Annotated in this window: 22 protein-coding genes; 13 read left to right on the forward strand and 9 right to left on the reverse strand. The window is 71.5% G+C overall.

All coding sequences use genetic code 11. The features are described 5' to 3' along the window. Positions 1–127 precede the first annotated feature (127 nt). From ACZ7MG_RS31365 to ACZ7MG_RS31375, 3 genes are read left to right on the forward strand one after another with little or no spacing between them, the layout of a single operon-like run. Entirely contained in the window at positions 128–1,642 is a 1,515-nt protein-coding gene (locus ACZ7MG_RS31365) for an alginate lyase family protein (RefSeq protein ID WP_471386581.1), read from the forward strand. Positions 1,643–1,688: 46 nt separating this feature from the next. Continuing rightward, the gene (locus ACZ7MG_RS31370; RefSeq protein WP_471386578.1) at positions 1,689–2,063 is read left to right on the forward strand and encodes a DUF779 domain-containing protein; all 375 of its coding nucleotides are present in this window, start codon (positions 1,689–1,691) and stop codon (positions 2,061–2,063) included. 57 nt (positions 2,064–2,120) lie between these two features. Next, positions 2,121–3,347 carry a phosphodiester glycosidase family protein gene (locus tag ACZ7MG_RS31375; protein WP_471386575.1) on the forward strand — a complete coding sequence of 409 codons (1,227 nt, stop codon included), beginning with the start codon at positions 2,121–2,123 and terminating at the stop codon, positions 3,345–3,347. A gap of 158 nt (positions 3,348–3,505) precedes the next feature. On the opposite strand, the gene ACZ7MG_RS31380 is transcribed toward ACZ7MG_RS31375, so the two are convergent. The 6 genes from ACZ7MG_RS31380 to ACZ7MG_RS31405 form a co-directional block, all read right to left on the reverse strand. Beyond that, positions 3,506–3,700 (reverse strand): hypothetical protein, encoded by a 195-nt coding sequence (locus ACZ7MG_RS31380; RefSeq protein ID WP_471386572.1) that lies wholly within the window; start codon positions 3,698–3,700, stop codon positions 3,506–3,508. Between the two features lie 117 nt (positions 3,701–3,817). Further along, a complete protein-coding gene (locus tag ACZ7MG_RS31385) occupies positions 3,818–4,687 on the reverse strand; it encodes a phosphatidylinositol-specific phospholipase C/glycerophosphodiester phosphodiesterase family protein (protein ID WP_471386569.1) in 870 nt (289 codons plus the stop codon). 194 nt (positions 4,688–4,881) lie between these two features. Beyond that, positions 4,882–5,964: an acyl-CoA dehydrogenase family protein gene (locus ACZ7MG_RS31390; RefSeq protein WP_471386566.1), complete on the reverse strand. Its 1,083-nt coding sequence runs from the start codon at positions 5,962–5,964 to the stop codon at positions 4,882–4,884. After that, positions 5,961–7,142 (reverse strand): acyl-CoA dehydrogenase family protein, encoded by a 1,182-nt coding sequence (locus ACZ7MG_RS31395; RefSeq protein WP_471386564.1) that lies wholly within the window; start codon positions 7,140–7,142, stop codon positions 5,961–5,963. The genes ACZ7MG_RS31390 and ACZ7MG_RS31395 overlap by 4 nt, the downstream gene beginning before the upstream one ends. Continuing rightward, positions 7,139–8,116, reverse strand: coding sequence for an NADPH:quinone oxidoreductase family protein (locus ACZ7MG_RS31400; RefSeq protein WP_471386562.1), 978 nt, complete (start codon positions 8,114–8,116; stop codon positions 7,139–7,141). Before ACZ7MG_RS31400 ends, ACZ7MG_RS31395 begins: the two co-directional genes overlap by 4 nt. 129 nt (positions 8,117–8,245) lie before the next feature. Continuing rightward, on the reverse strand, positions 8,246–8,827 hold the full coding sequence (locus tag ACZ7MG_RS31405; protein ID WP_471386559.1) for a helix-turn-helix domain-containing protein: 582 nt from the start codon (positions 8,825–8,827) through the stop codon (positions 8,246–8,248). Positions 8,828–8,905: 78 nt separating this feature from the next. Between ACZ7MG_RS31405 and ACZ7MG_RS31410 the strand changes: the two genes are divergently transcribed. The 5 genes from ACZ7MG_RS31410 to ACZ7MG_RS31430 all read left to right on the forward strand — a co-directional run bounded on the left by ACZ7MG_RS31410 (position 8,906) and on the right by ACZ7MG_RS31430 (position 13,725). Further along, on the forward strand, positions 8,906–9,862 hold the full coding sequence (locus ACZ7MG_RS31410) for an NAD(P)/FAD-dependent oxidoreductase (RefSeq protein WP_471386556.1): 957 nt from the start codon (positions 8,906–8,908) through the stop codon (positions 9,860–9,862). A gap of 147 nt (positions 9,863–10,009) precedes the next feature. Then, a complete protein-coding gene (locus tag ACZ7MG_RS31415) occupies positions 10,010–11,548 on the forward strand; it encodes an ATP-dependent DNA ligase (protein WP_471386554.1) in 1,539 nt (512 codons plus the stop codon). After that, positions 11,545–12,012, forward strand: a complete 468-nt coding sequence (locus tag ACZ7MG_RS31420) for an NUDIX hydrolase (RefSeq protein ID WP_471386551.1) — start codon at positions 11,545–11,547, stop codon at positions 12,010–12,012. Before ACZ7MG_RS31415 ends, ACZ7MG_RS31420 begins: the two co-directional genes overlap by 4 nt. 65 nt (positions 12,013–12,077) lie before the next feature. Next, positions 12,078–13,463 (forward strand): NADP-dependent succinic semialdehyde dehydrogenase, encoded by a 1,386-nt coding sequence (locus ACZ7MG_RS31425; protein WP_471386548.1) that lies wholly within the window; start codon positions 12,078–12,080, stop codon positions 13,461–13,463. Positions 13,464–13,488: 25 nt separating this feature from the next. Continuing rightward, positions 13,489–13,725, forward strand: a complete 237-nt coding sequence (locus ACZ7MG_RS31430; protein ID WP_037704958.1) for a DUF6213 family protein — start codon at positions 13,489–13,491, stop codon at positions 13,723–13,725. A 70-nt stretch (positions 13,726–13,795) separates the two neighbouring features. On the opposite strand, the gene ACZ7MG_RS31435 is transcribed toward ACZ7MG_RS31430, so the two are convergent. Both ACZ7MG_RS31435 and ACZ7MG_RS31440 read right to left on the reverse strand, forming a co-directional pair. Continuing rightward, positions 13,796–14,458 carry a thiaminase II/PqqC family protein gene (locus ACZ7MG_RS31435; protein WP_471386544.1) on the reverse strand — a complete coding sequence of 221 codons (663 nt, stop codon included), beginning with the start codon at positions 14,456–14,458 and terminating at the stop codon, positions 13,796–13,798. A gap of 131 nt (positions 14,459–14,589) precedes the next feature. Next, on the reverse strand, positions 14,590–15,816 hold the full coding sequence (locus tag ACZ7MG_RS31440) for an acyl-CoA dehydrogenase family protein (protein WP_471386541.1): 1,227 nt from the start codon (positions 15,814–15,816) through the stop codon (positions 14,590–14,592). Positions 15,817–15,990: 174 nt separating this feature from the next. Between ACZ7MG_RS31440 and ACZ7MG_RS31445 the strand changes: the two genes are divergently transcribed. Beyond that, a complete protein-coding gene (locus ACZ7MG_RS31445) occupies positions 15,991–16,635 on the forward strand; it encodes a TetR/AcrR family transcriptional regulator (protein WP_471386539.1) in 645 nt (214 codons plus the stop codon). A gap of 94 nt (positions 16,636–16,729) precedes the next feature. On the opposite strand, the gene def is transcribed toward ACZ7MG_RS31445, so the two are convergent. Beyond that, entirely contained in the window at positions 16,730–17,269 is a 540-nt protein-coding gene (gene def, locus ACZ7MG_RS31450; protein WP_471386536.1) for a peptide deformylase, read from the reverse strand. Positions 17,270–17,421: 152 nt separating this feature from the next. On the opposite strand from def, the gene ACZ7MG_RS31455 reads away from it, so the two are divergent. From ACZ7MG_RS31455 to ACZ7MG_RS31470, 4 genes are all read left to right on the forward strand, one after another. After that, a complete protein-coding gene (locus tag ACZ7MG_RS31455) occupies positions 17,422–18,660 on the forward strand; it encodes a MurT ligase domain-containing protein (RefSeq protein WP_471386533.1) in 1,239 nt (412 codons plus the stop codon). A 48-nt stretch (positions 18,661–18,708) separates the two neighbouring features. Further along, the gene (locus ACZ7MG_RS31460) at positions 18,709–19,437 is read left to right on the forward strand and encodes a type 1 glutamine amidotransferase (protein WP_471386530.1); all 729 of its coding nucleotides are present in this window, start codon (positions 18,709–18,711) and stop codon (positions 19,435–19,437) included. Positions 19,438–19,719: 282 nt separating this feature from the next. Beyond that, entirely contained in the window at positions 19,720–20,745 is a 1,026-nt protein-coding gene (locus ACZ7MG_RS31465; protein WP_471386528.1) for a 6-phosphofructokinase, read from the forward strand. A gap of 198 nt (positions 20,746–20,943) precedes the next feature. Next, positions 20,944–21,888 (forward strand): cytochrome c oxidase assembly protein, encoded by a 945-nt coding sequence (locus ACZ7MG_RS31470; protein ID WP_471386525.1) that lies wholly within the window; start codon positions 20,944–20,946, stop codon positions 21,886–21,888. Positions 21,889–22,047 lie beyond the last annotated feature (159 nt).

A 22,047-nucleotide genomic window follows, 5' to 3' on the forward strand; every position in this document is an offset into this window, starting at 1 on the left:
ACGCACCGCCCCGGTTTCTGTTATCGCGCCGGGGCCGGTGCGTCTCCTGTTCGCGGGCATGCGCATGTGCTCACACCAGGCGCATGCCCGCCGCAGGCAGCCGTACCCGAGACCCGAGGACCCCCACGTGACAGCAGAGATCAGCCGCCGCAGCACGCTGAAGATCGCCGGTATCGCCGCGGGCGCGGCGGGCCTGGGAGTCGGTACGGGACTGACGGCGACCCCCGCCTCGGCGGCGGGCGGCGCCTTCGCGCACCCCGGGCTGCTCCACACCCGGGCGGACCTGGCCCGGATGGCGGCCAAGGTGAAGGCGGGTGCCCAGCCGTACACGGCGGGCTTCGCCCGGCTGACCGCCAACCGGCACGCGCAGAGCGGCTGGAAGGCCAACCCGCAGCCGACCGTGGTCCGCGGCGGCACCGGCCAGAACTACGTGACCCTCTACAACGACATCCACGCCGCCTACCAGAACGGCCTGCGCCACCACATCACCGGCGAGGACGCCTACGCCGACACCGCCGTGGCGATCCTCAACGACTGGTCGGCGAAGCTCACTTCCCTGGCGGGCAACGCCGACCGCTTCCTGGCCGCCGGTCTGTACGGCTACCAGGTCGCCAACGCCGCCGAACTCGTCCGCGACCACGACGGCTTCGAGCTGGACCGCTTCCAGACCATGCTCAGCGAGGTCTTCGCCCCGCTCAGCGACGACTTCCTGGCCCGGCACAACGGCGCGGTGATCACCAACTACTGGCCCAACTGGGACCTCGCCAACATGGCGTGCGTCCTGGCCACCGGCATCTTCTGCGACGACCGGGCCCAGGTCACCCGCGCCGTCGACTACTTCAAGAACGGCGAGGGCCTCGGCGCGGTCAGGAAGGCCATCCCGGTCGTCCACGACGCCGGTCTCGCCGAGTGGCTGGAGGCCGGCCGCGACCAGGGCCACGCGCTGCTGGGCGTCGGCCTGATGGGCACCTTCTGCGAGATGGCCTGGAACCAGGGCATCGACCTGTACGGCTACGACGACAACCGCTTCCTCAAGGGCGCCCAGTACGTGGCCAAGTGGAGCTTGGGCGGCCGGGTCTCCTACACGGAGAACACCCGCGCGAAGGGCGCGATCAACGGCTGGTCGGGCCGGGAGACCGCGTCCGCCGCGGCCGGTGTCGACCCGAACATGATCCGTCCCATCTGGGCCATGATCGCCAACCACTACACCAAGCGCCGGGGCCTCGACGCCTCCCATGTCACCCGGATCGCGGCCAAGTCGGCCCCCGAGGGCGGTGGCGGCGACTACGGCCCCAACAGCGGCGGCTTCGACCAGCTGGGCTTCGGCACCCTGGCGTTCACCCGGGACAGGGCCACGGCGGCGGAGGCGAGCGCGGCCCCGTCGGCGTCCAAGGGCGCGTCGGGCTCGGACACCGGTGCGGGAAGCACCTCGAAGAAGGGCGCCACCTCGGCCTCCCCCTCCGCCTCCGCGAGCGCCCAGGGCGGCCGGGGCGAGGACCTGGCCGCGACGGGCACCTCCGACATCCCGGCCTGGACCGCCGCGGGCGGCGTCGCGGCCCTCGCGGGCGGCCTCCTCCTGCTGCGCCGCCGCAACCGGGCCACCGCCGCCGACTCCGGCTCCGCCGACGGGCGGCAGAGCTGACGGACACGCAACGTCCTCGCAACCTGGCGAGGCGTTCACTGCGCCCATGGATGTCGTCCCGCGCGTAGAACTGACCCCCGCGGCCGCCGATCTCGTCCGGCGGCTGCGGGCGGACCACGGCCCGTTGATGTTCCACCAGTCGGGCGGCTGCTGCGACGGCAGCGCCCCCATGTGCTACCCCGACGGCGAGTTCCGTACCGGGAACTCCGACGTCCTCCTCGCGGAGCTGACCGTCGACGGCGTCGACGAGACCGTCGGATTCTGGATGTCCCGCAGCCAGTACGAGGCATGGCGGCACACCCGGCTGATCGTGGACGTCGTCCCGGGCCGGGGCAGCGGCTTCTCCCTGGAGGCACCCGAAGGAGTGCGTTTTCTGATCCGTTCCCGCGTCGTCGAGGCCGGGCAACCGCCGGGCCGGTAGTCGTCTGGTGCACTTCCCCTGAGTCCTGGGACAGTTGACGAGACATCAGGGGGCACCGTGGCACGTCGTGCCGGACGGCTCAGAACGGTACTGACGGTTCTCTCGGCGTGGAGTGTGCTGGCCGGTGCGGCCCTCGTGGGGGCGGCCCCGGCCAGTGGCGCGCCCAGGGCCGTCGTCATCGCGCCCGGTATCGAGTACACCCACTTCGACATCAAGGCGGCCAAGGGCACGACCCACGCGCATGTGCTGACCGTCGACCTGCGCAACCCCAAGGTGGCGGTCGGGCTGCTGTACCCGGGCAAGGTGGCGGCGCGGGCGACCGTGTCCCGGCTGGCCACGTCGGCGGGCGCGGTGGCCGGGGTCAACGGCGACTTCTTCAACATCACCGAGACCCAGCACCCCGGGGTCGCGGCCACGGGAGCGCCGGTCGGCCCTGCGATCGCCGACGGGCACCCGCTCAAGGCCGCCGTGCCGAAGGGCCAGCGCTTCGGCCCCGCCCTGCCGCCCGGCACGACCACCAGGGACGTGCTCGGCGTCACGACCGACGGCACGGCCCGCCTCGACAGCATCGCCCTCGACGGTTCCGTCACCACCGCCGAGGGCGATCTCCCGCTGCGCGGCCTCAACCAGTACGCCCTGCCCGTGGGTTCCGTCGGGGCGTTCACCGCGGACTGGGGCAGCGTCTCCCGGATGCGCGCCGTCTGCGGCACGGACACCGACCGGGCCGCGCCGTGCAGCACCGACACGCACGAGGTGCTCGTCGAGGACGGCCGGGTGGTCGGTTCGGCGGGCACCCCCGGCAGCGGTGCGATCGCCGCCGGTGCCACCGTCCTGGTCGGCCGCGAGGCCGGCGCCCAGCAGCTGCGCAAGCTCGCCCCCGGAGACACGGTGGAGGTACGGCACCTCCTCGTCGCCTCGACCGGCACGCCGTACGCCTTCGCGCTCGGCGGCTACCCGGTCCTGCGGGGCGGCCAGCCGCTCCCCGGCCTCGACGACACCACCTCGGCGGTACGCACCGCCGCGGGCATCGCCGACAGCGGCCACCGTCTGCTGCTCCTCGCCCTGGACGGCGCGGCGGCCTACCGCACGGGGCTCACCATCGCCGAAGTCGCCGCCGCGATGCGGGGGTTGGGCGCGGTCGACGCCTTCAGCCTGGACGGAGGCGGCTCCTCCACGCTGGTCGCCCGCGCCCCGGGCACCGCCTCGGTCACCGTCCGCAACCACCCCAGCGACGGCACGGAGCGCGCCGTCCCGAACGGCATCGGCATCTTCGCCAAGCCGTGACGCCGTGACGCCGTGAGGGTGCGTTGTCGGCTGCGGGTCCGGTGGGGCTTCTCGCGCAGTTCCCCGCGCCCCTTAAAAGCACGGGGTGCGCGCCGTCTTTTAGGGGCGCGGGGAACTGCGCGACCAGCCCCCACCCACCCGCACCCGACCACGCACCGTCAAGGCTTGAGGCTGCTCACGATGTCCGCCGTCGCCGTGAGCCCGTTGTGGATCGTCGGCGCCAAGCTCGTGCTCGCCATGTAGAACCCCAGCAGTACACACACCGCCGCGTGCGAGAACTTCAGCGCGCCGTTGCGCAGGAAGACCACCGTCAGGATCACGAGCAACACCACCACAGAGATGGATACGGCCATCGTCAACCTCCTCCGCCACGCCCACTTCGCGGCATTCGGCCGCAAGTGTGGCGTAGCGGAGGGTTCGTCCGTGCGGCGGAGCCGTCCGCCGAACGAGTGGTGTCGACCGTGTCGCGCCTACGCCGACCGCCGGGCGTCCAGAAACGCCTCAAGTCCCGCGAGGTCATCGGTGTTGAGGAAATCCACACCGGCCGCGACCAGCTCCCCCCACAACGCGTCCCGCGCGGGCCCCGCCAGGTCCGGCGTCGCCCAGAACCGCACCGTCTGCCCCCGCCTATGCGCCGTGAAGACGATCTGCCGCAGCTTGGCCCGCTCGGCGTCGGGGAACGGACCGACGCCCTGCCACGTGAAGTTGAGCGACCAGTTGTCGGAGATCAGCGGGATGAAGGAGGCCGGCGCGGGCGTCGTGCTCACGAGGTCGGCGAGCCGGCCGTCGTAGAACGCGCGCCGCACGGTCTGCGCCTCCATGGGCACCCGGGCGGCCCGGTCCCCGGAGATCACGGCCGTGACCGCGCCCGGGTACACCCGGCCGTGCGCGTACGTCGTGAACAGATGCCGGTGGCGCCGCAGATGGCGGTCGAGTGCGAGGTAGGTGGAGGAGCCCTCGGTCTTGATGTCGATGAGGAGCTGCAGCGGCTTGCGGTACCCCCGGTACACGGAGCCGCGGTTGGCGCGGACGCGGGCGGCGAGCGGCTCCAGGTAGAGGGATTCGAGGGTGCGGGTGGGGTCGAGGTCGGCGGCGTCATGGGCCACCAGCAGTTGATCGCCCACGAGGAAGATGTCGGCCTCGACGCTGCCGAAGCGGTGGTCGAGGGCGTCGAGGAGGGGGCGCGGGTGTTCGTAGTCGTTGTGCGCGTGGGCACGCCACAACGGGCGCGGGCGGTGCCGCTGTTCGCCCGCCAGCGCGCTGGTGGCGGGCAGGGCGACCGCGCCCGCGAGGGCGGCGCCGAGGGTGGTGAGGGCTCTGCGACGGGTGGTGAGGGCCATGCTCTGCCTCCCGGGTGGGGCCGGTTACGGACTCAGCGAGTATGCGAGCCGGGAGGGGCCGATGAGCAGGCCCGTGCGGGGAGTTGGCCGGACCGCCGCCGCCCGTTCATCCGCGTTCATCATGGCCGCCGCGCGCACACGGAAAAGCCCGCCCCTGGTGGGGCGGGCTTCCTCCGCTGTTCGCCGGTGGTGCCTCAGGGAGCCTGGAGGTCGACCAGTTCGGCCAGCGCCGCCCGGTGGGCGCCCGCCGTGCCGTACGCGATCGAGTCGGCCTTCGCCCGCTTCAGATACAGGTGGACCGGGTGCTCCCAGGTCATGCCGATCCCGCCGTGCAGTTGCAGCGCCTCCTCGGCCGTGTGGACGGCCACGGGTGCCGCGAAGGCCTGGGCGATGGCCACCGCGAGGTCGGCGTCGTCGCCGGCCGCGAGCTGGTCGGCCGCGTTCCGGGCGGTGGCCCGCAGGTTGACGACCTCCAGCCACAGCTGCGCGAGGCGGTGCTTGAGCGACTGGAAGCCGCCGACGGGCCGGTTGAACTGCTTGCGCTCCTTGAGGTAGCGGACCGTTTCGGTCAACGTCCACTCCGCGAGCCCGAGTTGCTCGGACGCCAGCAGTCCGGCCCCGGCGCGCAGGGCACGCCGTACGGCCGGTTCGGCGTCGCCGAGAAGGCGGCCGGGGGCCCCGTCGAGCGTGACCTTCGCCAGCGGCCGGGTCAGGTCCAGCGACACCTGCGGGGTGACGGTCACGGCGGAGGCGTCGACCGCGTACAGGCCCCCGTCGTCGGCGGGCACCAGCAGCACATCGGCGACAGCCGCGTCCGCGATCCCGGTCAGCTCCCCGTGCAGGGCGCCGTCCTCGAACCGTACGACCTTGTAGGCGCTGCCGGCTGAGACGCTCAGGGCGACGGCCAGTGCGCCGATCCTGCGCCCCGACGCCAGGTCGCCGAGCAGGTCGCCCGCGTCACCGGCGAGCAGCGCCTCGGTGGCGACGACGGCGCTGGTGAGGTAGGGAACGGGGGCGACGAACCGCCCCAACTCCTCCAGGACGACGGCGACTTCGCGGTGCGTGGCGCCCTGACCGCCCAGCTCCTCGGGGACCAGCAGTCCGGCGAGGCCCATGCCGTCGGCGAGCAGCTTCCACAGTTCGCGGTCGTGCGGGGCGTCGGTCTCGACGCGGGCGATGACGCCCGCCGCGTCGCAGTGGTCGGTGAGCAGGTCGCGGACGGCCGCGCGGAGAGCTTCTTCGTCCTCCGAGTACAGGAGGTCGGGCTGCGTGCTCATCGGGCGAGGTCCTTCCACGCGACGTCCTTGTCGGTGCGCGGTTCGCCGGGCAGGCCCAGGACGCGCTCGGCGACGATGTTCAGCAGGACCTCGGTGGTCCCGCCCTCGATGCTGTTGCCCTTGGAGCGGAGGTAGCGGTAGCCCGCGTCGCGGCCGACGAAGTCGACCAGCTCGGGGCGGCGCATGGTCCAGTCGTCGTACAACAGGCCTTCCTCGCCCCGGAGTTCGACCTCCAGGCCGCTGATCTCCTGGTTGAGGCGGGCGAAGGCGAGCTTCATACCGGCGCCCTCGGGGCCGGGCTGTCCGGCGACGAGCTGCTGCCGCAGCCGCTCGGCGGTGAGCCGGGCGGCCTCGGCCTCGACCCAGAGTTTCAGCAGCCGCTGGTGGAGGTCGTGGGTGCGCAGTTCGGGACGCTCGCGCCAGGTCTTCGCGACCGGGCCGATCATGCCGCCCTCGCGGGGCAGCCGCATGCCGCCGATGGCGACGCGCTCGTTGTTGAGCGTGGTCTGCGCGACCTTCCAGCCGTCGCCGACCGCCCCGAGGCGACGTGAGTCCGGGATCCGTACGTCGGTGATGAACACCTCGTTGAACTCGGCCTCGCCGGTGACCTGCCGCAGCGGCCGGACCTCGATGCCCGGGTCGGTCATGTCGCAGAGGAAGTAGGTGATGCCCCGGTGCTTGGGCACGTCCGGGTCGGTGCGGGCGATGAGGATGGCCCAGCGGGCGACGTGGGCGCTGGACGTCCACACCTTCTGCCCGTTGACGACCCAGTCGTCGCCCTCCCGGACGGCCCGCGTCCCGAGGGCCGCGAGGTCCGAGCCGGCGCCGGGCTCGCTGAAGAGCTGGCACCAGACCTCCTCACCGGTCCACAGCGGGCGCAGGAACTGCCGCTTCTGCTCCTCGGTGCCGTAGGCGAGGATCGTCGGCGCGGCCATGCCGAGGCCGATGCCGATCCGGCGCGGGTCGTTGTCGGGGGCGCCCTCCGCCTCCAGGTCGGCGTCCACGACCACCTGGAGGGAGCGCGGGGCGCCGAGTCCCCCGAGGCCCTCGGGGTAGTGCACCCAGGCGAGCCCGGCGTCGAAGCGGGCCCGCAGGAAGTCCAGCCGGTCGGTCTCGGCCGGCGGGTACGCGGCCAGCAACTCGGCTGTGCGGCGCCTGAGGTCGGCTGCGTCGGTCATGCGGCGGCTCCGTTCTCCAGCGAGGGCACCACGACGACCCGGCCGGTGGTGACACCGTCCGCGACGCGCTGCACGGCGGCCGCGGCCCCGATCAGCGGCGCGCGCTCGCTCACCAGCGGCTTGACGACGCCCCGCGCCGCCAGCTCGGTGAGCTGCTCGTGGCAGTGCTGGACCAGCTTCGGGTTCTTGGTGTTGTACAGGCCCCAGTGCAGGCCGAGGATCGAGTAGTTCTTGACGAGGGCGTGGTTGAGGCCGGGGCTGGGGATCGTCCCGCTGGCGAAGCCGACGACCACGATGCGTCCCTCGAAGGCGACGACCTTGGTCGACTGCGTGTAGGCCTCGCCGCCCACGGGGTCGTAGATCACGTCCGCGCCCCGGCCTGAAGTGGCTTCCTTCACGGCGGAGACGACGTCCTCGCTCCGCCGGTCGACCACCACGTCACAGCCCAGCTCCCGGGCGACGGCCGCCTTGTCGGCGCCGCCGACGACGCCGATGACCGTCGCTCCGGCCGCCTTGCCGAGCTGCACGGCCGCGCTGCCGACCCCTCCGGCAGCAGCGTGGACGAGCAGGGTCTCGCCCGCTTCGAGGCGGGCCCGGCGGTGGAGGCCGAACCAGCCCGTCTGATAGCCGATGTGCAGGGCCGAGGCCTCGGCGTCGTCCAGCGACTCGGGCGCGGGCAGCAGCGCGGCGGCGTCGGCGACCGCGTACTCGGCGAGACCGCCGTACGGCAGCGCCGGGTTGGCGATGACCCGGCGCCCGTCCTCCGTCTCGCCGCAGATCTCCACGCCGGGCGTGAACGGCAGCGGCGGCCGGACCTGGTAGTGCCCCCGGCACATCAGCACATCGGGGAAGTTGATGTTCGCGGCGCGCACCTTCAGCAGGACCTGGCCGTCACCGGGCGTGGGCCGCTCCACGTCCTGGAGCCGCATCACCTCGCTCGGCTCGCCGTTCTCGTGCACTTGCCATGCCTGCATGCGGTGCCTCCACGGACTGCTTCGGACTGCTTCGTCGGACCCGGGGCCGACTGCCGCATGCATACTAAGCGGTCGCTTGCCCTCCGGGGAACAGTCCGGGACGAGTAGCGTGCGTCACGACGGCGTACGTCACGATCGCGTCGGCCTGGCCCGCACGTGCATCCGCTCCCCCTGCGGCCCGAACAGACTGAGGAACTCCACCGGCTCCTCCCCCGCCGCGCCGAACCAATGCGGTACCCGGGTGTCGAACTCGGCGGCCTCCCCGGCGACCATCACCACATCATGCTCGCCGAGCACGACCCGCAGCTTGCCGGACATCACATACAGCCACTCGTAGCCCTCATGGGTGCGCGGTTCCGGTTCCTGTCGCCCCTGCGGTTCGACACGCACCTTGAAGGCCTGGAGGCCGCCCGGCTGCCGGGTGAGCGGCCAGTACGTCCGCCCGTGCCGCTGGATCGGCTTCGACCGCACCCGCGGATCACCGACCGGCGGCTCCCCGATCAGCTCGTCCAGCGGCACCTGGTGGGCACGCGCGATCGGCAGCAGCAGCTCCAGGCTGGGCTTGCGCAGCCCCGACTCCAGCCGCGACAGCGTGCTCACCGAGATACCGGTCGCCTCCGACAGCCCGGCGAGCGTGGCCTCCCGCTCCTTCCGGATCCGCCGCAGCCGCGGCCCGACCCCGGCGAGCACCTCGTCACTCGTATCGCTCATACCGCTATTGCAGTTTCGGCAAAGGCATTTGTCAATGCGGCAGCGCTCGCGCGACCGTCGGCCGTGGAGGTGGTCACCATGACCCAGCAGCACACAGCGCCCGAGCGGTACGAAGTGATCGTCGTCGGCGGCGGCACGGCGGGGCTCTCCGCCGCCCTGGTCCTCGGCCGGGCCCGGCGCCGCACCCTGGTCGTCGACGCGGGCGAGCCCCGCAACGCCCCCGCCGCACACATGCAGGGCTACCTGTCCCGGGACGGCATGCCCCCGGCGGAGTTCCTGGCGACCGGCCGGGAGGAGATCGCCCGGTACGGCGTGGAACTGGTCCGGGGCCGGGTGGTGGACGTGACCCGGGACGACGACGGCGCGGGCTTCACCGTGACGCTCGCGGACGCCCCCTCGGTCCGCGCCCGACGCCTGGTCGTCGCCACCGGTCTGCAGGACGAACTCCCGGCCGTCCCCGGCCTCGCCGAACGCTTCGGCCGGGACGTCCTCCACTGCCCCTACTGCCACGGCTGGGAGGTCCGCGACCAGCCCTTCGGCGTCCTCGCCACCACCCCGATGAGCGTCCACCAGGCCCTGATGGTCTCCCAGTGGTCCAAGGACGTGACCCTGTTCCTGCACACGGTCCCCAAGTCCGCCCTGTCGGACGACGACCTGCGCCGCTTGGCGGCGGCCGGGGTCCCAGTGGTCCCCGGGGAGGTCGAGAAGCTGATCGTCGTCGACGACCACCTCACCGCCGTCCACCTCACGGACGGCACGACCCACCCCCGCGCGATCCTCTTCACGGCCCCTCGCCCGATCCCCCAGACGAGCCTCCTGGAGAAACTGGGCGCGGACCTGACGGAGACCCCGTTCGGCGCCTACCCCGTGACCGACCCCACCGGCCGGACCACGATCCCGGGCGTCTGGGCGGCGGGCAACGCGATGGGCTTCTCGGAACAGGTGATCAACGCGGCCTCCTCGGGCTACCGAGCGGGAGCCACGATCAACGGAGACCTGTTGATGACGGACCTGGACGCGGCAACCCAGGCATAGCCGCGCCCGAGGCGATCGGCCCGAAGGGCCATCGCCTTCAGGGGCGCGGGGAACTGCGCGAGAAGCCCCACCCACCCGCGCCCGCCAACGCACAGGCACCCACCACCCCAATAGGCGCCCGGCGGAACTCCGTAGGACCATGGCCCCATGCTGCTAGCCCGGCTGGCCCACACATCCCAGGAGATCGCCACCACCTCGGCCCGCTCCCGGAAGACCACCCTGCTCGCCGAACTCTTCCGGGACGCCGAGCCGGAAGACGTACCGATCGTCATCCCCTACCTCGCCGGCCGCCTCCCCCAGGGCAGACTCGGCATCGGCTGGAAGCTCCTGAACCAGCGGATCCCCCCGTCCGCCGGGCCCACCCTCACCGTCCGCGAGGTCGACGCCCGCCTGACGGCGATCGGCGGCACCACCGGCCCCGGCTCCCACGCCGAACGCACGCGCCTGGTCGGCGAGTTGCTGGCCGCCGCCACCGAGGACGAACAGCGCTACCTCGTCGGCCTGCTCACCGGCGAGGTCCGGCAGGGCGCACTGGAGGCCGTGGCCGTGGAGGGGCTGGCCGGGGCCACCGGCGCGCGCGCCGCCGACGTACGACGGGCGGTGATGCTGGCCGGCTCCCTCCAGACCGTGGCCCAGGCCCTGCTGGCGGAGGGCCCGTCGGTCCTGGAGGGGTTCCGGCTCACCGTCGGCCGGCCCGTGCTGCCGATGCTGGCGCACAGCGCGACCTCCGTCGCGGAGGCGGTGGCGAAACTGGGCGGCTGCGCGGTCGAGGAGAAGCTCGACGGCATCCGCGTCCAGGTCCACCGCGACGGCGACACCGTACGCCTCTACACCCGCACCCTGGACGACATCACCGACCGGCTGCCCGAACTCACCGCCGCCGCGCTGGAGTTGCGGGGCGAGCGGTTCATCCTCGACGGAGAGGTGATCGCGTTCGACGAGCACGGACGGCCGCGGTCCTTCCAGGAGACCGCCGGACGGGTCGGCTCACGGCTGGACGTGACGACGGCCGCCGCGCAGGTCCCCGTCTCCCCGGTGTTCTTCGACGCGCTGTCCGTGGACGGCCAGGACCTCCTGGACCTGCCCTTCACCGACCGCCACACCGCGCTGGCCCGTCTCGTCCCCGAGCCGATGCGGGTCCGCCGCACCCTCGTGACCGGCCCCGACGACCTTCCCGCCGCCGAACGCTTCCTCGCCGACACCCTGGAACGCGGCCACGAGGGCGTCGTACTGAAGGCCCTCGACGCCCCCTACAGCGCGGGCCGGCGCGGGGCGTCCTGGCTGAAGGTCAAGCCCGTGCACACCCTCGATCTGGTGGTCCTGGCCGCCGAGTGGGGCCACGGCCGCCGCACCGGCAAGCTCTCCAACCTGCACCTCGGCGCCCGTACGGCCGACGGCTCGTTCGCCATGCTCGGCAAGACCTTCAAAGGCATGACGGACGCCCTGCTGGCCTGGCAGACCGAACGGCTCACCGCACTGGCCGTGGAGGAACACGGCTGGGGCGTGACCGTACGTCCCGAACTCGTCGTCGAGATCGCCTACGACGGATTGCAGCGCTCCACCCGCTACCCGGCCGGGGTCACCCTCCGCTTCGCCCGCGTGATCCGCTATCGGGAGGACAAGACCCCCGCCGAAGCCGATACGGTCGAGACCCTGCTCGCCGCACACCCCGAGGTGACGCGTTGACGACCCCCAAGCGCAGTGCCGGTCTGCTGCTGCACCGCCGCACCGAGCACGGCGTGGAGGTGCTGCTCGGCCATATGGGCGGCCCGTTCTTCGCGCACAAGGAAGCGGGCGCGTGGAGCGTGCCCAAGGGCGAGTACGAGCCGGACGAGCCCGCCTGGGACGCGGCCCGCCGGGAGTTCCAGGAGGAACTGGGGCTGGCGCCGCCCGACGGGGAGGCCGTACCGCTGGGCGAGGTGCGGCAGAAGAACGGCAAGCTCGTCACGGCCTGGGCGATCGAGGCGGACCTCGACCCGGCGACCGTCGTGCCGGGCACCTTCCGTATGGAGTGGCCGCCGAGGTCGGGGCAGATCCAGGAGTTCCCGGAGCTGGACCGCGTGGAGTGGCTGACCGTGGAACGGGCGCGGGCCGTCATCGTCCCGGCACAGGCGGAGTTTCTCGACCGTCTCCTGGAGCACTCGGCCTGAGTCCGCGTTGCGGCGTACGCCGTCGCGCGGGAAGGTCGAAGGACAGCCCACGCAGGAGGCCAGCCATGCCCATCGCCACGGTCGACCCGGCGAACGGCGAGACACTCAAGACCTACGACGCCCTGGGCGAGGAGGAGATCGAGCGCCGCCTCGCCACCGCCGACACCACCTTCCGCACGTACCGGACCACGTCCTTCGCGGAACGTGCCCGGCTGATGCACCGGGCCGCCGAGCTGCTGGACGCGGACGCCGACGACATCGCGCGGGTGATGACCACCGAGATGGGCAAGCCGGTCAAGCAGGCCCGCGCCGAGGCCGCCAAGTGCGCGAAGGCGATGCGCTGGTACGCCGACCACGCCGAGGTGCTGCTCACCGACGTGGAGCCGTCCGACGCGGACGTGAAGGACTCGGGCGCCTCCCGGGCCCTGGTGCGCTACCGGCCGCTCGGCCCGGTGCTCGCCGTGATGCCGTGGAACTTCCCGCTCTGGCAGGTGATCCGCTTCGCCGCGCCCGCCCTCATGGCCGGCAACGTGGGCCTGCTCAAGCACGCCTCCAACGTCCCGCAGACCGCCCTCTACCTGGAGGACCTCTTCCACCGGGCGGGCTTCCCCGAGGGCTGCTTCCAGACCCTGCTCATCGGCTCCGGCGCCGTCGAGGACATCCTGCGCGACCCGCGCGTGAAGGCCGCCACCCTCACCGGCAGCGAGCCCGCCGGCCGCGCCGTCGCCTCCGTCGCCGGGGACGAGGTCAAGAAGACGGTCCTGGAACTGGGCGGCAGCGACCCGTACGTCGTGATGCCGACCGCCGACATCGACCGGGCGGCGGAGATCGCCGTGACGGCCCGCGTGCAGAACAACGGGCAGTCCTGCATCGCCGCCAAGCGGTTCATCGTGCACGCCGACGTGTACGACGCGTTCGCCGAACGGTTCGTCGCGGGCATGGAGGCGCTCAAGGTCGGCGACCCGCTGAAGGAGAAGACCGACATCGGGCCGCTCGCTAGCGAGCGGGGCCGCGCCGATCTGGAGGAACTCGTCGACGAGGCCGTGGAGAGCGGCGCGACGGTCCTGTGCGGTGCCGAACGCCCCGACGGGCCGGGCTGGTTCTACCCGCCGACCGTCCTCGCCGACATCACCCCCGAGATGCGCATCCACCACGAGGAGGCCTTCGGCCCGGTCGCCACGCTGTACCGGGTCGCCGACCTCGACGAAGCGATCGCGATCGCCAACGACACGCCCTTCGGGCTCAGCTCCAACGTGTGGACCCGGGACGCCGCCGAGGTCGACCGTTTCGTCCGGGACCTCGACGCCGGAGCGGTCTACGTCAACGGGATGACCGCCTCCCACCCGGCGTTCCCGTTCGGCGGGGTCAAGCGATCCGGTTACGGGCGTGAGCTGTCCGGACACGGAATCCGGGAGTTCTGCAACATCACCACCGTGTGGCACGGGGCGTGAGCGTTCCGCGGCTACCATCCCCGTTGTGAACCGCGAAGTGACTCTGCCTCTGATCGTCGACGACCGCGGGACCTTGCAGGTGTCCGCGGCCGATGTGAGCAAGCTGCTGCGGACGGTGGGCGGGCGGTGGCTGCACCTGGTGGAGGCGGGCGAGGAACTCGACGAGGACACGGTGGCGGCGCTGACGATCGAACTGGCGAAGCTGGCGGACCGGATCGACGTGGCGTGCATCGCGCACAGCAGCGGGGCGGCCTCCGGCTAGGGCGCCGTGTTCAGGTGGTGGGTCGGCTGCGGGTCGTTCGTGGTTGCTCGCGCCGTTCCCCGCGCCCCGTTCAGGGGCGCGCCAATGTGGTCCAGAACATCGACTCGTAGCTCTGCAGCAGTCGGCCGTATCGGTAGGCCGCCTCTTCGTCGATCCGCCCCGTGTCCATCCCCGCCCGTACCGCCGCCCTCGCCCGCTTCTCCAGGTCCGGTGCCGGTTCGGCGAAGAAGTCGAAGAAACCGCAGGCTTCGTCGGTGAAGCCGTAGGGGTCGCGGAGGGCCCGGGCGATCGTCGCGCAATAACCGCCCCAGGAAGCGAAGTTGGCGCTCAGGGCGAGCACCACGTCGGCCGGGGACGCGCCGAGGGCGAGCCGGGCCACGTACGACGGGTACGCCTGACAGCCCGGCAGCGGCTCGTACGCCGTCGCCCTCTCCTCGTCCACCCCGCAGGCCTCCGCGAGCGCGCCGAGCCGCCCCGCCGCCACCGCCTCCCCGTCCGCGAGCATCTCGAAGAAGGGCGCGCAGGCCGGCTCCTCGGCGGCCGACCGCTCGGCCAGGTGGCGGAAGGAGCGCAGATCCGCGGCGATCACCAGCCTCTGCTCCATGGCGAGCGCGGCAAACGTGTCGAGACCGGCCGCACCGGAGGCGATCAGGGGCAGCAGAGGATTGGCGTCGGGTTCCGGCGCGAGCCGCGCGGTCATGTCTTCCAGTACTTCCCCGGCCGTACGCGTCATGGAGCACTCCTGTCGAGGGGGCACGTGTAGTCACCGCTGACGGCAGCCCGCGCCCCTTCAGGGGCGCGGGGAACTGCGCGAGCAACCACGAATCACCCGCAGCCCGACCGACACGATCGCACCCCTCGGCGCTACCGGATCGGCATCCCCGACAAGGTCCGGGCGATCACCAGCCGCTGCACCTCACTCGTACCCTCAAAAATGGTGTAAATGGCCGCGTCGCGATGCATCCGCTCGACCGGGTACTCCCGGGTGTACCCGTTGCCGCCCAGGATCTGGATGGCCTGCGCGGTCACCTTCTTCGCCGTCTCGCTCGCGAACAGTTTCGACTGGGAGCCTTCGGCCGCCGTGAACTGCTTGCCGTTGATCGCCATCCAGGAGGCCCGCCACACCAGCAGCCGGGCCGCGTCGACGGACGTCCGCATGTCGGCGAGCTGGAAGGCGACGCCCTGGTTGTCGATGATGGGCCGGCCGAACTGCTCACGGGTCTTGGCGTAGTCGAGGGCGACCTCGTACGCGGCGCGGGCGGTGCCCACCGCCATGGCGCCCACGGCCGGGCGGGACGCCTCGAACGTGGCCATCGCCGCGTTCTTGACCCGCTCACCGCCGGCCTTGGCCCGCTCACGGGCCCGCGCCAGGCGCTCGTCGAGCTTCTCCTTGCCGCCGAGGAGGCAGGAGCTGGGGATCCGTACGTCCTCCAGGACGACCTCGGCGGTGTGGGAGGCGCGGATGCCGTGCTTCTTGAACTTCTGGCCCTGGGACAGGCCGGGCGTGTTCGGCGGGACGATGAAGGACGCGTGGCCCTTGGAGCCCAGCTCGGGGTCGACGACGGCGACGACGACGTGCACGTTGGCGATGCCGCCGTTGGTCGCCCAGGTCTTGGTGCCGTTGAGGACCCACTCGTCCTTGGCCTCGTCGTACACCGCGCGGGTGCGCATGGAGGCGACGTCGGAACCGGCGTCGGGCTCGGAGGAGCAGAACGCGGCGACCTTGACATCGTTGGCGTCGCCGTACATCTGGGGGATCCAGGTGCCGATCTGCTCCTCGGTGCCGTTGGCGAGGACGCCCACGGCGGCGAGGCCGGTGCCGACGATGGACAGGGCGATGCCCGCGTCACCCCAGAACAGCTCCTCCATGGCCATGGGGATGCCGAGGCCGGTGGGGTCGAAGTACTGCTGGGCGTAGAAGTCCAGGGAGTAGATGCCGACCTTCGCGGCCTCCTGGATCACCGGCCAGGGGGTCTCCTCGCGCTCGTCCCACTCGGCGGCCGCGGGGCGGATCACATCGGCGGCGAACCCGTGGAGCCAGTCGCGGACCTCTCGCTGTTCCTCGTTGAGTTCCATGGTGAACTCGGCCATGACGCGCCTCCAGCACTGCACTAAGATGTTACCTGCGGTAACTGCGAGTCTGTTACCCGCCGGTAGGAAAAGTCAACTCCCGCGGCGGGCTCGGTAGCCCGTTCGATCGGGTCGTGCCAATCAGTGTTAGTTTGCGCAGGGCGTCACTGTCATCAGTATTTGGGGGAGAGACTCATGGACACCACGCAGCGGACCGACCAGGAGCGGTCCGCCGACCGCCGTCGGCGCGAGCTGCTGGAGGCCGCGGACAGGGTGGTGCTGCGCGACGGCCCCGGAGCGTCGATGAACGCCATCGCCGCCGAGGCCGGCATCACCAAACCGATCCTCTACCGCCACTTCGGTGACAAGGGCGGACTGTACGCCGCCCTCGCCCAGCGCCACACCGACGCCCTCCTCGACTCCCTGCGGGCCGCGCTGGACGCCCCGGCGGAGCGCCGCGAGCGCGTCGAGGCCACCCTCGACACCTATCTGGCGGCCATCGAGGCCCGCCCCCAGGTGTACCGCTTCCTGATGCACCCGGCGGAGGGCAGCCAGCCCGCCGACCAGGGCTTCGACGTCGGCAGGCACTCCGCCCCCCTCCTGCGCCGCATGGGCGAGGAGCTCGGCAAGGTCATAGAGGACCGCCTCGACCTCGGCCCCGACAGCCGTCTGCTGGCACGTGTATGGGGCCACGGCATCGTCGGCATGATGCACGCGGCGGGCGACTGGTGGCTCAACGAACGCCCCCTCACCAGGGCCGAGTTGGTCCGCAGCCTCGCAGACCTCCTCTGGGGCCGCCTGGCAGCGGCGGGCGACAAGGTGGGCAGCCCGGGCTTCTAGGGTTCCTTTTCGGTGAAGTCGGTCATCAGCGCCCCTGAAAGGGGCGCGGGGAACTGCGCGAGAACCCCCACCGAACCCGCACCCGCCGACGAACTCACACCCCCCACGACGCCCGAGCGACCTTCCTCATCACCCGAGAACGTCTCCACCCCGACAGCCGGTCCACATAAACCCGGCCCTCAACATGATCGCACTCGTGCTGCAGGCACCGCGCGAAAAACCCGCTCCCCGAAACCCGCACCCGATCCCCGTCCACCGTGAACCCCTCCACCACGGCCTCGTCGTACCGCTCCACCCCCGCCTCCAGCCCGGGCAGGGACAGACAACCCTCGGGCCCCCGCAGTACGATCCCCTCGGTCGAGACGAGCCGAGGATTCACCAGATGCCCGAGATGACGTACGTCCTCGTCGTCCGGACAGTCGTACACGAACACCCGAAGCCCCCGGCCCACCTGGTTCGCGGCGAGCCCCACCCCCCGCGCGGCGTACATCGTCGCGAACATGTCCTCCACAAGCCGCACCAGTTCGGGCCCGAACTCCGTCACCTCTGCACAAGGCGCCTGCAATACGGGGTCCCCGAGCAGTGTCATGGGGAGAACGCGCCCTCGGGCGCCGGGAATCGAGCCACTTCGCATGGCCGCAAGAGTACGTTCCCACCCGATTTGGCCGGACCGGCCCCTGCAACGCACCCGTCGAGATTCGGGCGCGTGAGTGGATCTCGATAGGCTTTGGTCCACACGTTGCCGGGACAGGGCGCGGCGCTGTACGCAAGGAGGATCGAGAACTGATGGCAGGCAACTCGGACCCGCTCACGCCGCGGGCCAAGCTGGCCGTGACGGCGGGCAAGGCGGTCGCGGCGGCATCGCGTGCCGCGGGGCGCGGTAGCGGATCTGTGATCGGTGGCCGGGTGGCACTGAAACTCGACCCCGACCTCCTCGCCCGGCTCGCACAGAGCCTGGACGTCGTCCTGGTCTCGGCCACCAACGGCAAGACCACCACGACCCGGCTGATCGCCGAGGCACTGCGCGCCGCCGGCGAGGTCGTCTCCAACGCGCTCGGCGCCAACATGCCCGCGGGCATCACCTCGGCGCTCGCCGGGAACTCGGACGCCAAGTTCGCGGTCATCGAGGTCGACGAGAAGTACCTGGCCGGTGTCGCGCGGGACACCGACCCCAAGTGCATCGCACTGCTCAACCTCTCCCGCGACCAGCTCGACCGCGCCGCCGAGACCCGCATGATGGCGGAGGCGTGGCGGGAGGGCCTGGCCGGCACCAAGGCCGTCGTGGTGGCCAACTGCGACGACCCGCTGATCGTGTGGGCGGCCTCGTCGTCCCCGAATGTGATCTGGGTCGCGGTCGGCCAGATGTGGAAGGACGACGCCTGGTCCTGCCCGTCCTGCGGCGGTGTGATGCAGCGCCCCGGCGACGACTGGTTCTGCGGCGAGTGCGGGTTCCGCCGCCCTACGCCGAGCTGGGCGCTCTCCGGCGACCACGTCCTCGACCCGCACGGCTCGGCCTGGCCGATCCACCTCCAGCTGCCGGGCCGCGCCAACAAGGCCAACGCCGCCTCGTCGGCCGCGACCGCCGCCGTCTTCGGCGTACCGCCGCAGGTCGCCCTGGAACGCATGTACCAGGTACAGGCGGTGGCCGGCCGGTACGACGTGGTGCAGTTCATGCAGCGCGATCTGCGGCTGCTGCTCGCCAAGAACCCGGCGGGCTGGCTGGAGACGTTCTCGCTGATCGACCCGCCGCCGTCGCCGGTGATCCTGTCGGTGAACGCGCGCGGCGCCGACGGCACCGACACCTCCTGGCTGTGGGACGTCGACTACACGCGGCTGACCGGACACCCGATCTTCGTGCTCGGTGACCGCAAGCTCGACCTGGCGGTGCGGCTGGAGGTCGCGGGCCAGCACTTCCAGGTCTGCGACACCCTCGACCAGGCGGTGCAGATGTGCCCGCCGGGCCGGATCGAGGTCATCGCCAACTACACCGCGTTCCAGGACCTGCGCCGCCGCGTGGGCAACTGAGCACCCGGCCACGAACGACCATGAACGACTCTGAGGGGCACTGACTTCATGAGCGACAACAGTCTGCGGGTCGTCTGGGTCTACCCGGACCTGCTCAGCACCTACGGCGACCAGGGCAACGTCCTCGTCGTCGAGCGCCGGGCGCGGCAGCGCGGCCTCGACGTGGCCCGGCTGGACGTGCGCAGCGACCAGCCGATCCCGACCTCCGGCGACATCTATCTGATCGGCGGCGGCGAGGACCGTCCGCAGCGGCTGGCGGCCGAGCGGCTGCGCCGGGACCGGCATCTGTACCAGGCGGTGAACAACGGGGCCATCGTCTTCGCGGTCTGCGCCGGGTACCAGATCCTCGGCCACGAGTTCGTCAACGACCTCGGTCAGCGTGAGCCGGGCCTCGGTCTGCTCGACGTGACGACGACCCGGGGCGAGGGCGAGCGGTGTGTCGGCGACGTCCTCGCGGACATCGACCCGCGCCTCGGGCTGCCCCAGCTGACCGGGTTCGAGAACCACCAGGGCGTCACCCACCTCGGCCCCACCGCCCGCCCGCTCGCGAACGTGCGGCTCGGCAAGGGCAACGGCACGGGCGACGGCACGGAGGGCGCGTACAACGACACCGTGTTCGGTACGTACATGCACGGGCCGGTGCTGGCGCGGAACCCGCAGATCGCGGACCTGCTGCTGAAGCTGGCGCTGGATGTGAACGCGCTGCCGCCGACCGACGACCGCTGGTTCGAGGCGCTGCGCGACGAGCGCATCTCGTCGGCGACGCAGCCCGCGTAACGCTCCGCGCGAGGACGGGCCGGGGAGCCTGAGAAACGGTTCCTCACTGCCGTACGAAGGCCCGTCCGTACGCCCGTCCGTACGCCCGTCCTTCTGCCCGTCCGACACCGCCCCCGCTCATGTGTGAAAGCCCGTCTGACCAGGGCTCCGCTCACCTGTGCGGGGGCGTCCAGCAGGCGGACGCCCGCTACGGGGCCGACCCCCGCCGCCGGTAGGGTGGCGGCGTTTCCAGCCGGACAGCGTGGTCCGGTCCCCGGCCCACGTCGAGAAGGTATTCGGGCTATGCGCATTGGTGTCCTCACGTCCGGCGGCGACTGCCCGGGACTGAACGCCGTCATCCGGTCCGTCGTGCACCGCGCCGTCGTCGACCACGGCGACGAGGTCATCGGCTTCCGGGACGGCTGGAAGGGTCTCCTGGAGGGCGACTACCTCAAGCTCGACCTGGACGCGGTGGCGGGCATCCTGGCCCGCGGCGGCACGATCCTCGGCTCCTCCCGGGTCCAGCCCTCGCATCTGCGCGACGGGGTGGCGCGGGCCAAGGGCCATGTCGAGGAACTGGGTCTCGACGCGATCATCCCCATCGGCGGTGAGGGCACGCTCAAGGCGGCCCGGCTGATGTCGGACAGCGGCCTGCCTGTCGTGGGCGTGCCGAAGACCATCGACAACGACATCGCGGTCACGGACGTCACCTTCGGCTTCGACACGGCCGTGGGCGTCGCCACCGAGGCCCTGGACCGGCTGAAGACCACCGCCGAGTCCCATCAGCGGGTCCTGGTCGTGGAGGTCATGGGCCGCCACACCGGCTGGATCGCCCTCCACTCCGGCATGGCGGCCGGCGCGCACGCCATCGTCGTCCCGGAACGGCCCTTCGACATCGAGGAGTTGGCCACGCGGGTCGGCGAGCGGTTCGAGGCGGGCAAGCGGTTCGCGATCGTCGTCGCGGCGGAGGGGGCCAAGCCGAAGGCCGGGTCGATGGAGTTCGACGAGGGCGGCAAGGACATCTACGGGCACGAGCGGTTCGCCGGGATCGCGCGGCAGCTGTCGATCGAGCTGGAGCAGCGCCTCGGGAAGGAGGCGCGGCCGGTGATCCTCGGGCATGTGCAGCGGGGTGGTACGCCGACGGCGTACGACCGGGTGCTGGCGACGCGGTTCGGGTGGCATGCGGTGGAGGCCGTGCACCGGGGGGAGTTCGGTCGGATGACCGCGCTTCGGGGGACCGACATCGTGATGGTGCCGCTGGCCGAGGCGGTGGAGACGTTGAAGACGGTGCCGTCTGAGCGGTACGCCGAGGCGGAGTGTGTGCTGTGAGTTCCGACTAGGAGCTCGGTTCAGCGGGTGGTTCGTCGGGTGGTTCGTCGGCTGCGGGTGGTTCGTGGCTTGTCGCGCAGTTCCCCGCGCCCCTTACGGGGCCCGCTGTCCTGCCCCCGGTCATGATCGTGACCGGGGGCGGTTCTAGTCTTGGGGCGGACGTACAGCGCTCAACCCCCATGAAACAGGAGCCGGCGGATGGATCACAGCGGGCACGGGACGGGGCTTCTGCCCTTCACGCTCGGGCGGGGGCTCGCGTGGTCGGCCGACCCGTTCTTTCTCGTCGCCTGCCTGACGGCTCTCGCCCTCTACGCCTGGGGCGTCGCGCGGCTCGTGCGGCGGGGGGACAAGTGGCCGGTGGGGCGGACCGTCGCGTTCGTCGTGGGTGTGCTGCTGGTGATGCTGGTGACGTGTACCGGGCTGAACGACTACGGCATGGTCATGTTCAGCGTGCACATGGTGCAGCACATGGTGATCAGCATGCTGGCGCCGATCGTGCTGCTGCTCGGGGCGCCGGTCACCCTGGCGTTGCGGGCGCTCCCGGTGGCGGGGAAGGGACGGAAGGGGCCGCGTGAGCTGCTGCTGATGTTCCTGCACAGCTGGTACATGAAGATCGTGACGCATCCGGCGTTCACGATCCCGATGTTCATCGCGAGCCTGTACGGGCTGTACTTCACGCCGTTGTTCGACTTCCTGATGGGGTCGACACCGGGGCACATCGTGATGATGACGCACTTCCTGCTGGTCGGACTGTTCTTCTTCTGGCCGATCATGGGCGTGGACCCGGGCCCGCACCGGCCCGGCTATCTGATGCGGATGCTGGAGCTGTTCGCGGGCATGCCGTTCCACGCGTTCTTCGGCATCGCGCTGATGATGGCGTCCGCGCCGATGGTGAAGACGTACGAGAACCCGCCCGCCTCCCTCGGTATCGACGCGCTCGCCGACCAGAACGCGGCCGGAGGCATCGCCTGGGCGTTCAGCGAGATCCCCTCGGTGCTCGTGCTGCTCGCGCTGCTCTTCCAGTGGTACGGCTCCGAGCAGCGGCAGGCCCGGCGTTCGGACCGCGCGGCCGACCGGGACGGCGACAAGGAACTCGAGGCGTACAACGCCTATCTCGCCTCACTCAACGCACGCGGCCGCTGAGCCCCCATTTCTTTCCCCTTTTCCCCTTTCTCTTTATTCCTTGGCCGCGAGGCTTTGCCCTTAACCTCGATCTTTCTTGATGGTCCGCCGACGGAGTCGGTGGACCGTTTTCGTGCCGGGGGCTGAGGTTGCGCAGGCCCAGGACCCGAGTGTCGCCTC

The sequence above is a fragment of the Streptomyces sp. NPDC107538 genome, assembly GCF_055657445.1.

Bases quoted from the DNA above. Each gene is read 5' to 3' on its own strand.
- ACZ7MG_RS31440 (WP_471386541.1), bottom strand. From the start codon at position 15,816: ATGGCCGAGTTCACCATGGAACTCAACGAGGAACAGCGAGAGGTCCGC.
- ACZ7MG_RS31415 (WP_471386554.1), top strand. From the start codon at position 10,010: ATGCTGCTAGCCCGGCTGGCCCACACATCCCAGGAGATCGCCACCACC.
- ACZ7MG_RS31390 (WP_471386566.1), bottom strand. From the start codon at position 5,964: ATGAGCACGCAGCCCGACCTCCTGTACTCGGAGGACGAAGAAGCTCTC.
- ACZ7MG_RS31410 (WP_471386556.1), top strand. From the start codon at position 8,906: ATGACCCAGCAGCACACAGCGCCCGAGCGGTACGAAGTGATCGTCGTC.
- ACZ7MG_RS31460 (WP_471386530.1), top strand. From the start codon at position 18,709: ATGAGCGACAACAGTCTGCGGGTCGTCTGGGTCTACCCGGACCTGCTC.
- ACZ7MG_RS31445 (WP_471386539.1), top strand. From the start codon at position 15,991: ATGGACACCACGCAGCGGACCGACCAGGAGCGGTCCGCCGACCGCCGT.
- ACZ7MG_RS31425 (WP_471386548.1), top strand. From the start codon at position 12,078: ATGCCCATCGCCACGGTCGACCCGGCGAACGGCGAGACACTCAAGACC.
- ACZ7MG_RS31465 (WP_471386528.1), top strand. From the start codon at position 19,720: ATGCGCATTGGTGTCCTCACGTCCGGCGGCGACTGCCCGGGACTGAAC.
- ACZ7MG_RS31435 (WP_471386544.1), bottom strand. From the start codon at position 14,458: ATGACGCGTACGGCCGGGGAAGTACTGGAAGACATGACCGCGCGGCTC.
- ACZ7MG_RS31470 (WP_471386525.1), top strand. From the start codon at position 20,944: ATGGATCACAGCGGGCACGGGACGGGGCTTCTGCCCTTCACGCTCGGG.
- ACZ7MG_RS31455 (WP_471386533.1), top strand. From the start codon at position 17,422: ATGGCAGGCAACTCGGACCCGCTCACGCCGCGGGCCAAGCTGGCCGTG.
- def (WP_471386536.1), bottom strand. From the start codon at position 17,269: ATGCGAAGTGGCTCGATTCCCGGCGCCCGAGGGCGCGTTCTCCCCATG.
- ACZ7MG_RS31405 (WP_471386559.1), bottom strand. From the start codon at position 8,827: ATGAGCGATACGAGTGACGAGGTGCTCGCCGGGGTCGGGCCGCGGCTG.
- ACZ7MG_RS31380 (WP_471386572.1), bottom strand. From the start codon at position 3,700: ATGGCCGTATCCATCTCTGTGGTGGTGTTGCTCGTGATCCTGACGGTG.
- ACZ7MG_RS31395 (WP_471386564.1), bottom strand. From the start codon at position 7,142: ATGACCGACGCAGCCGACCTCAGGCGCCGCACAGCCGAGTTGCTGGCC.
- ACZ7MG_RS31385 (WP_471386569.1), bottom strand. From the start codon at position 4,687: ATGGCCCTCACCACCCGTCGCAGAGCCCTCACCACCCTCGGCGCCGCC.
- ACZ7MG_RS31370 (WP_471386578.1), top strand. From the start codon at position 1,689: ATGGATGTCGTCCCGCGCGTAGAACTGACCCCCGCGGCCGCCGATCTC.
- ACZ7MG_RS31400 (WP_471386562.1), bottom strand. From the start codon at position 8,116: ATGCAGGCATGGCAAGTGCACGAGAACGGCGAGCCGAGCGAGGTGATG.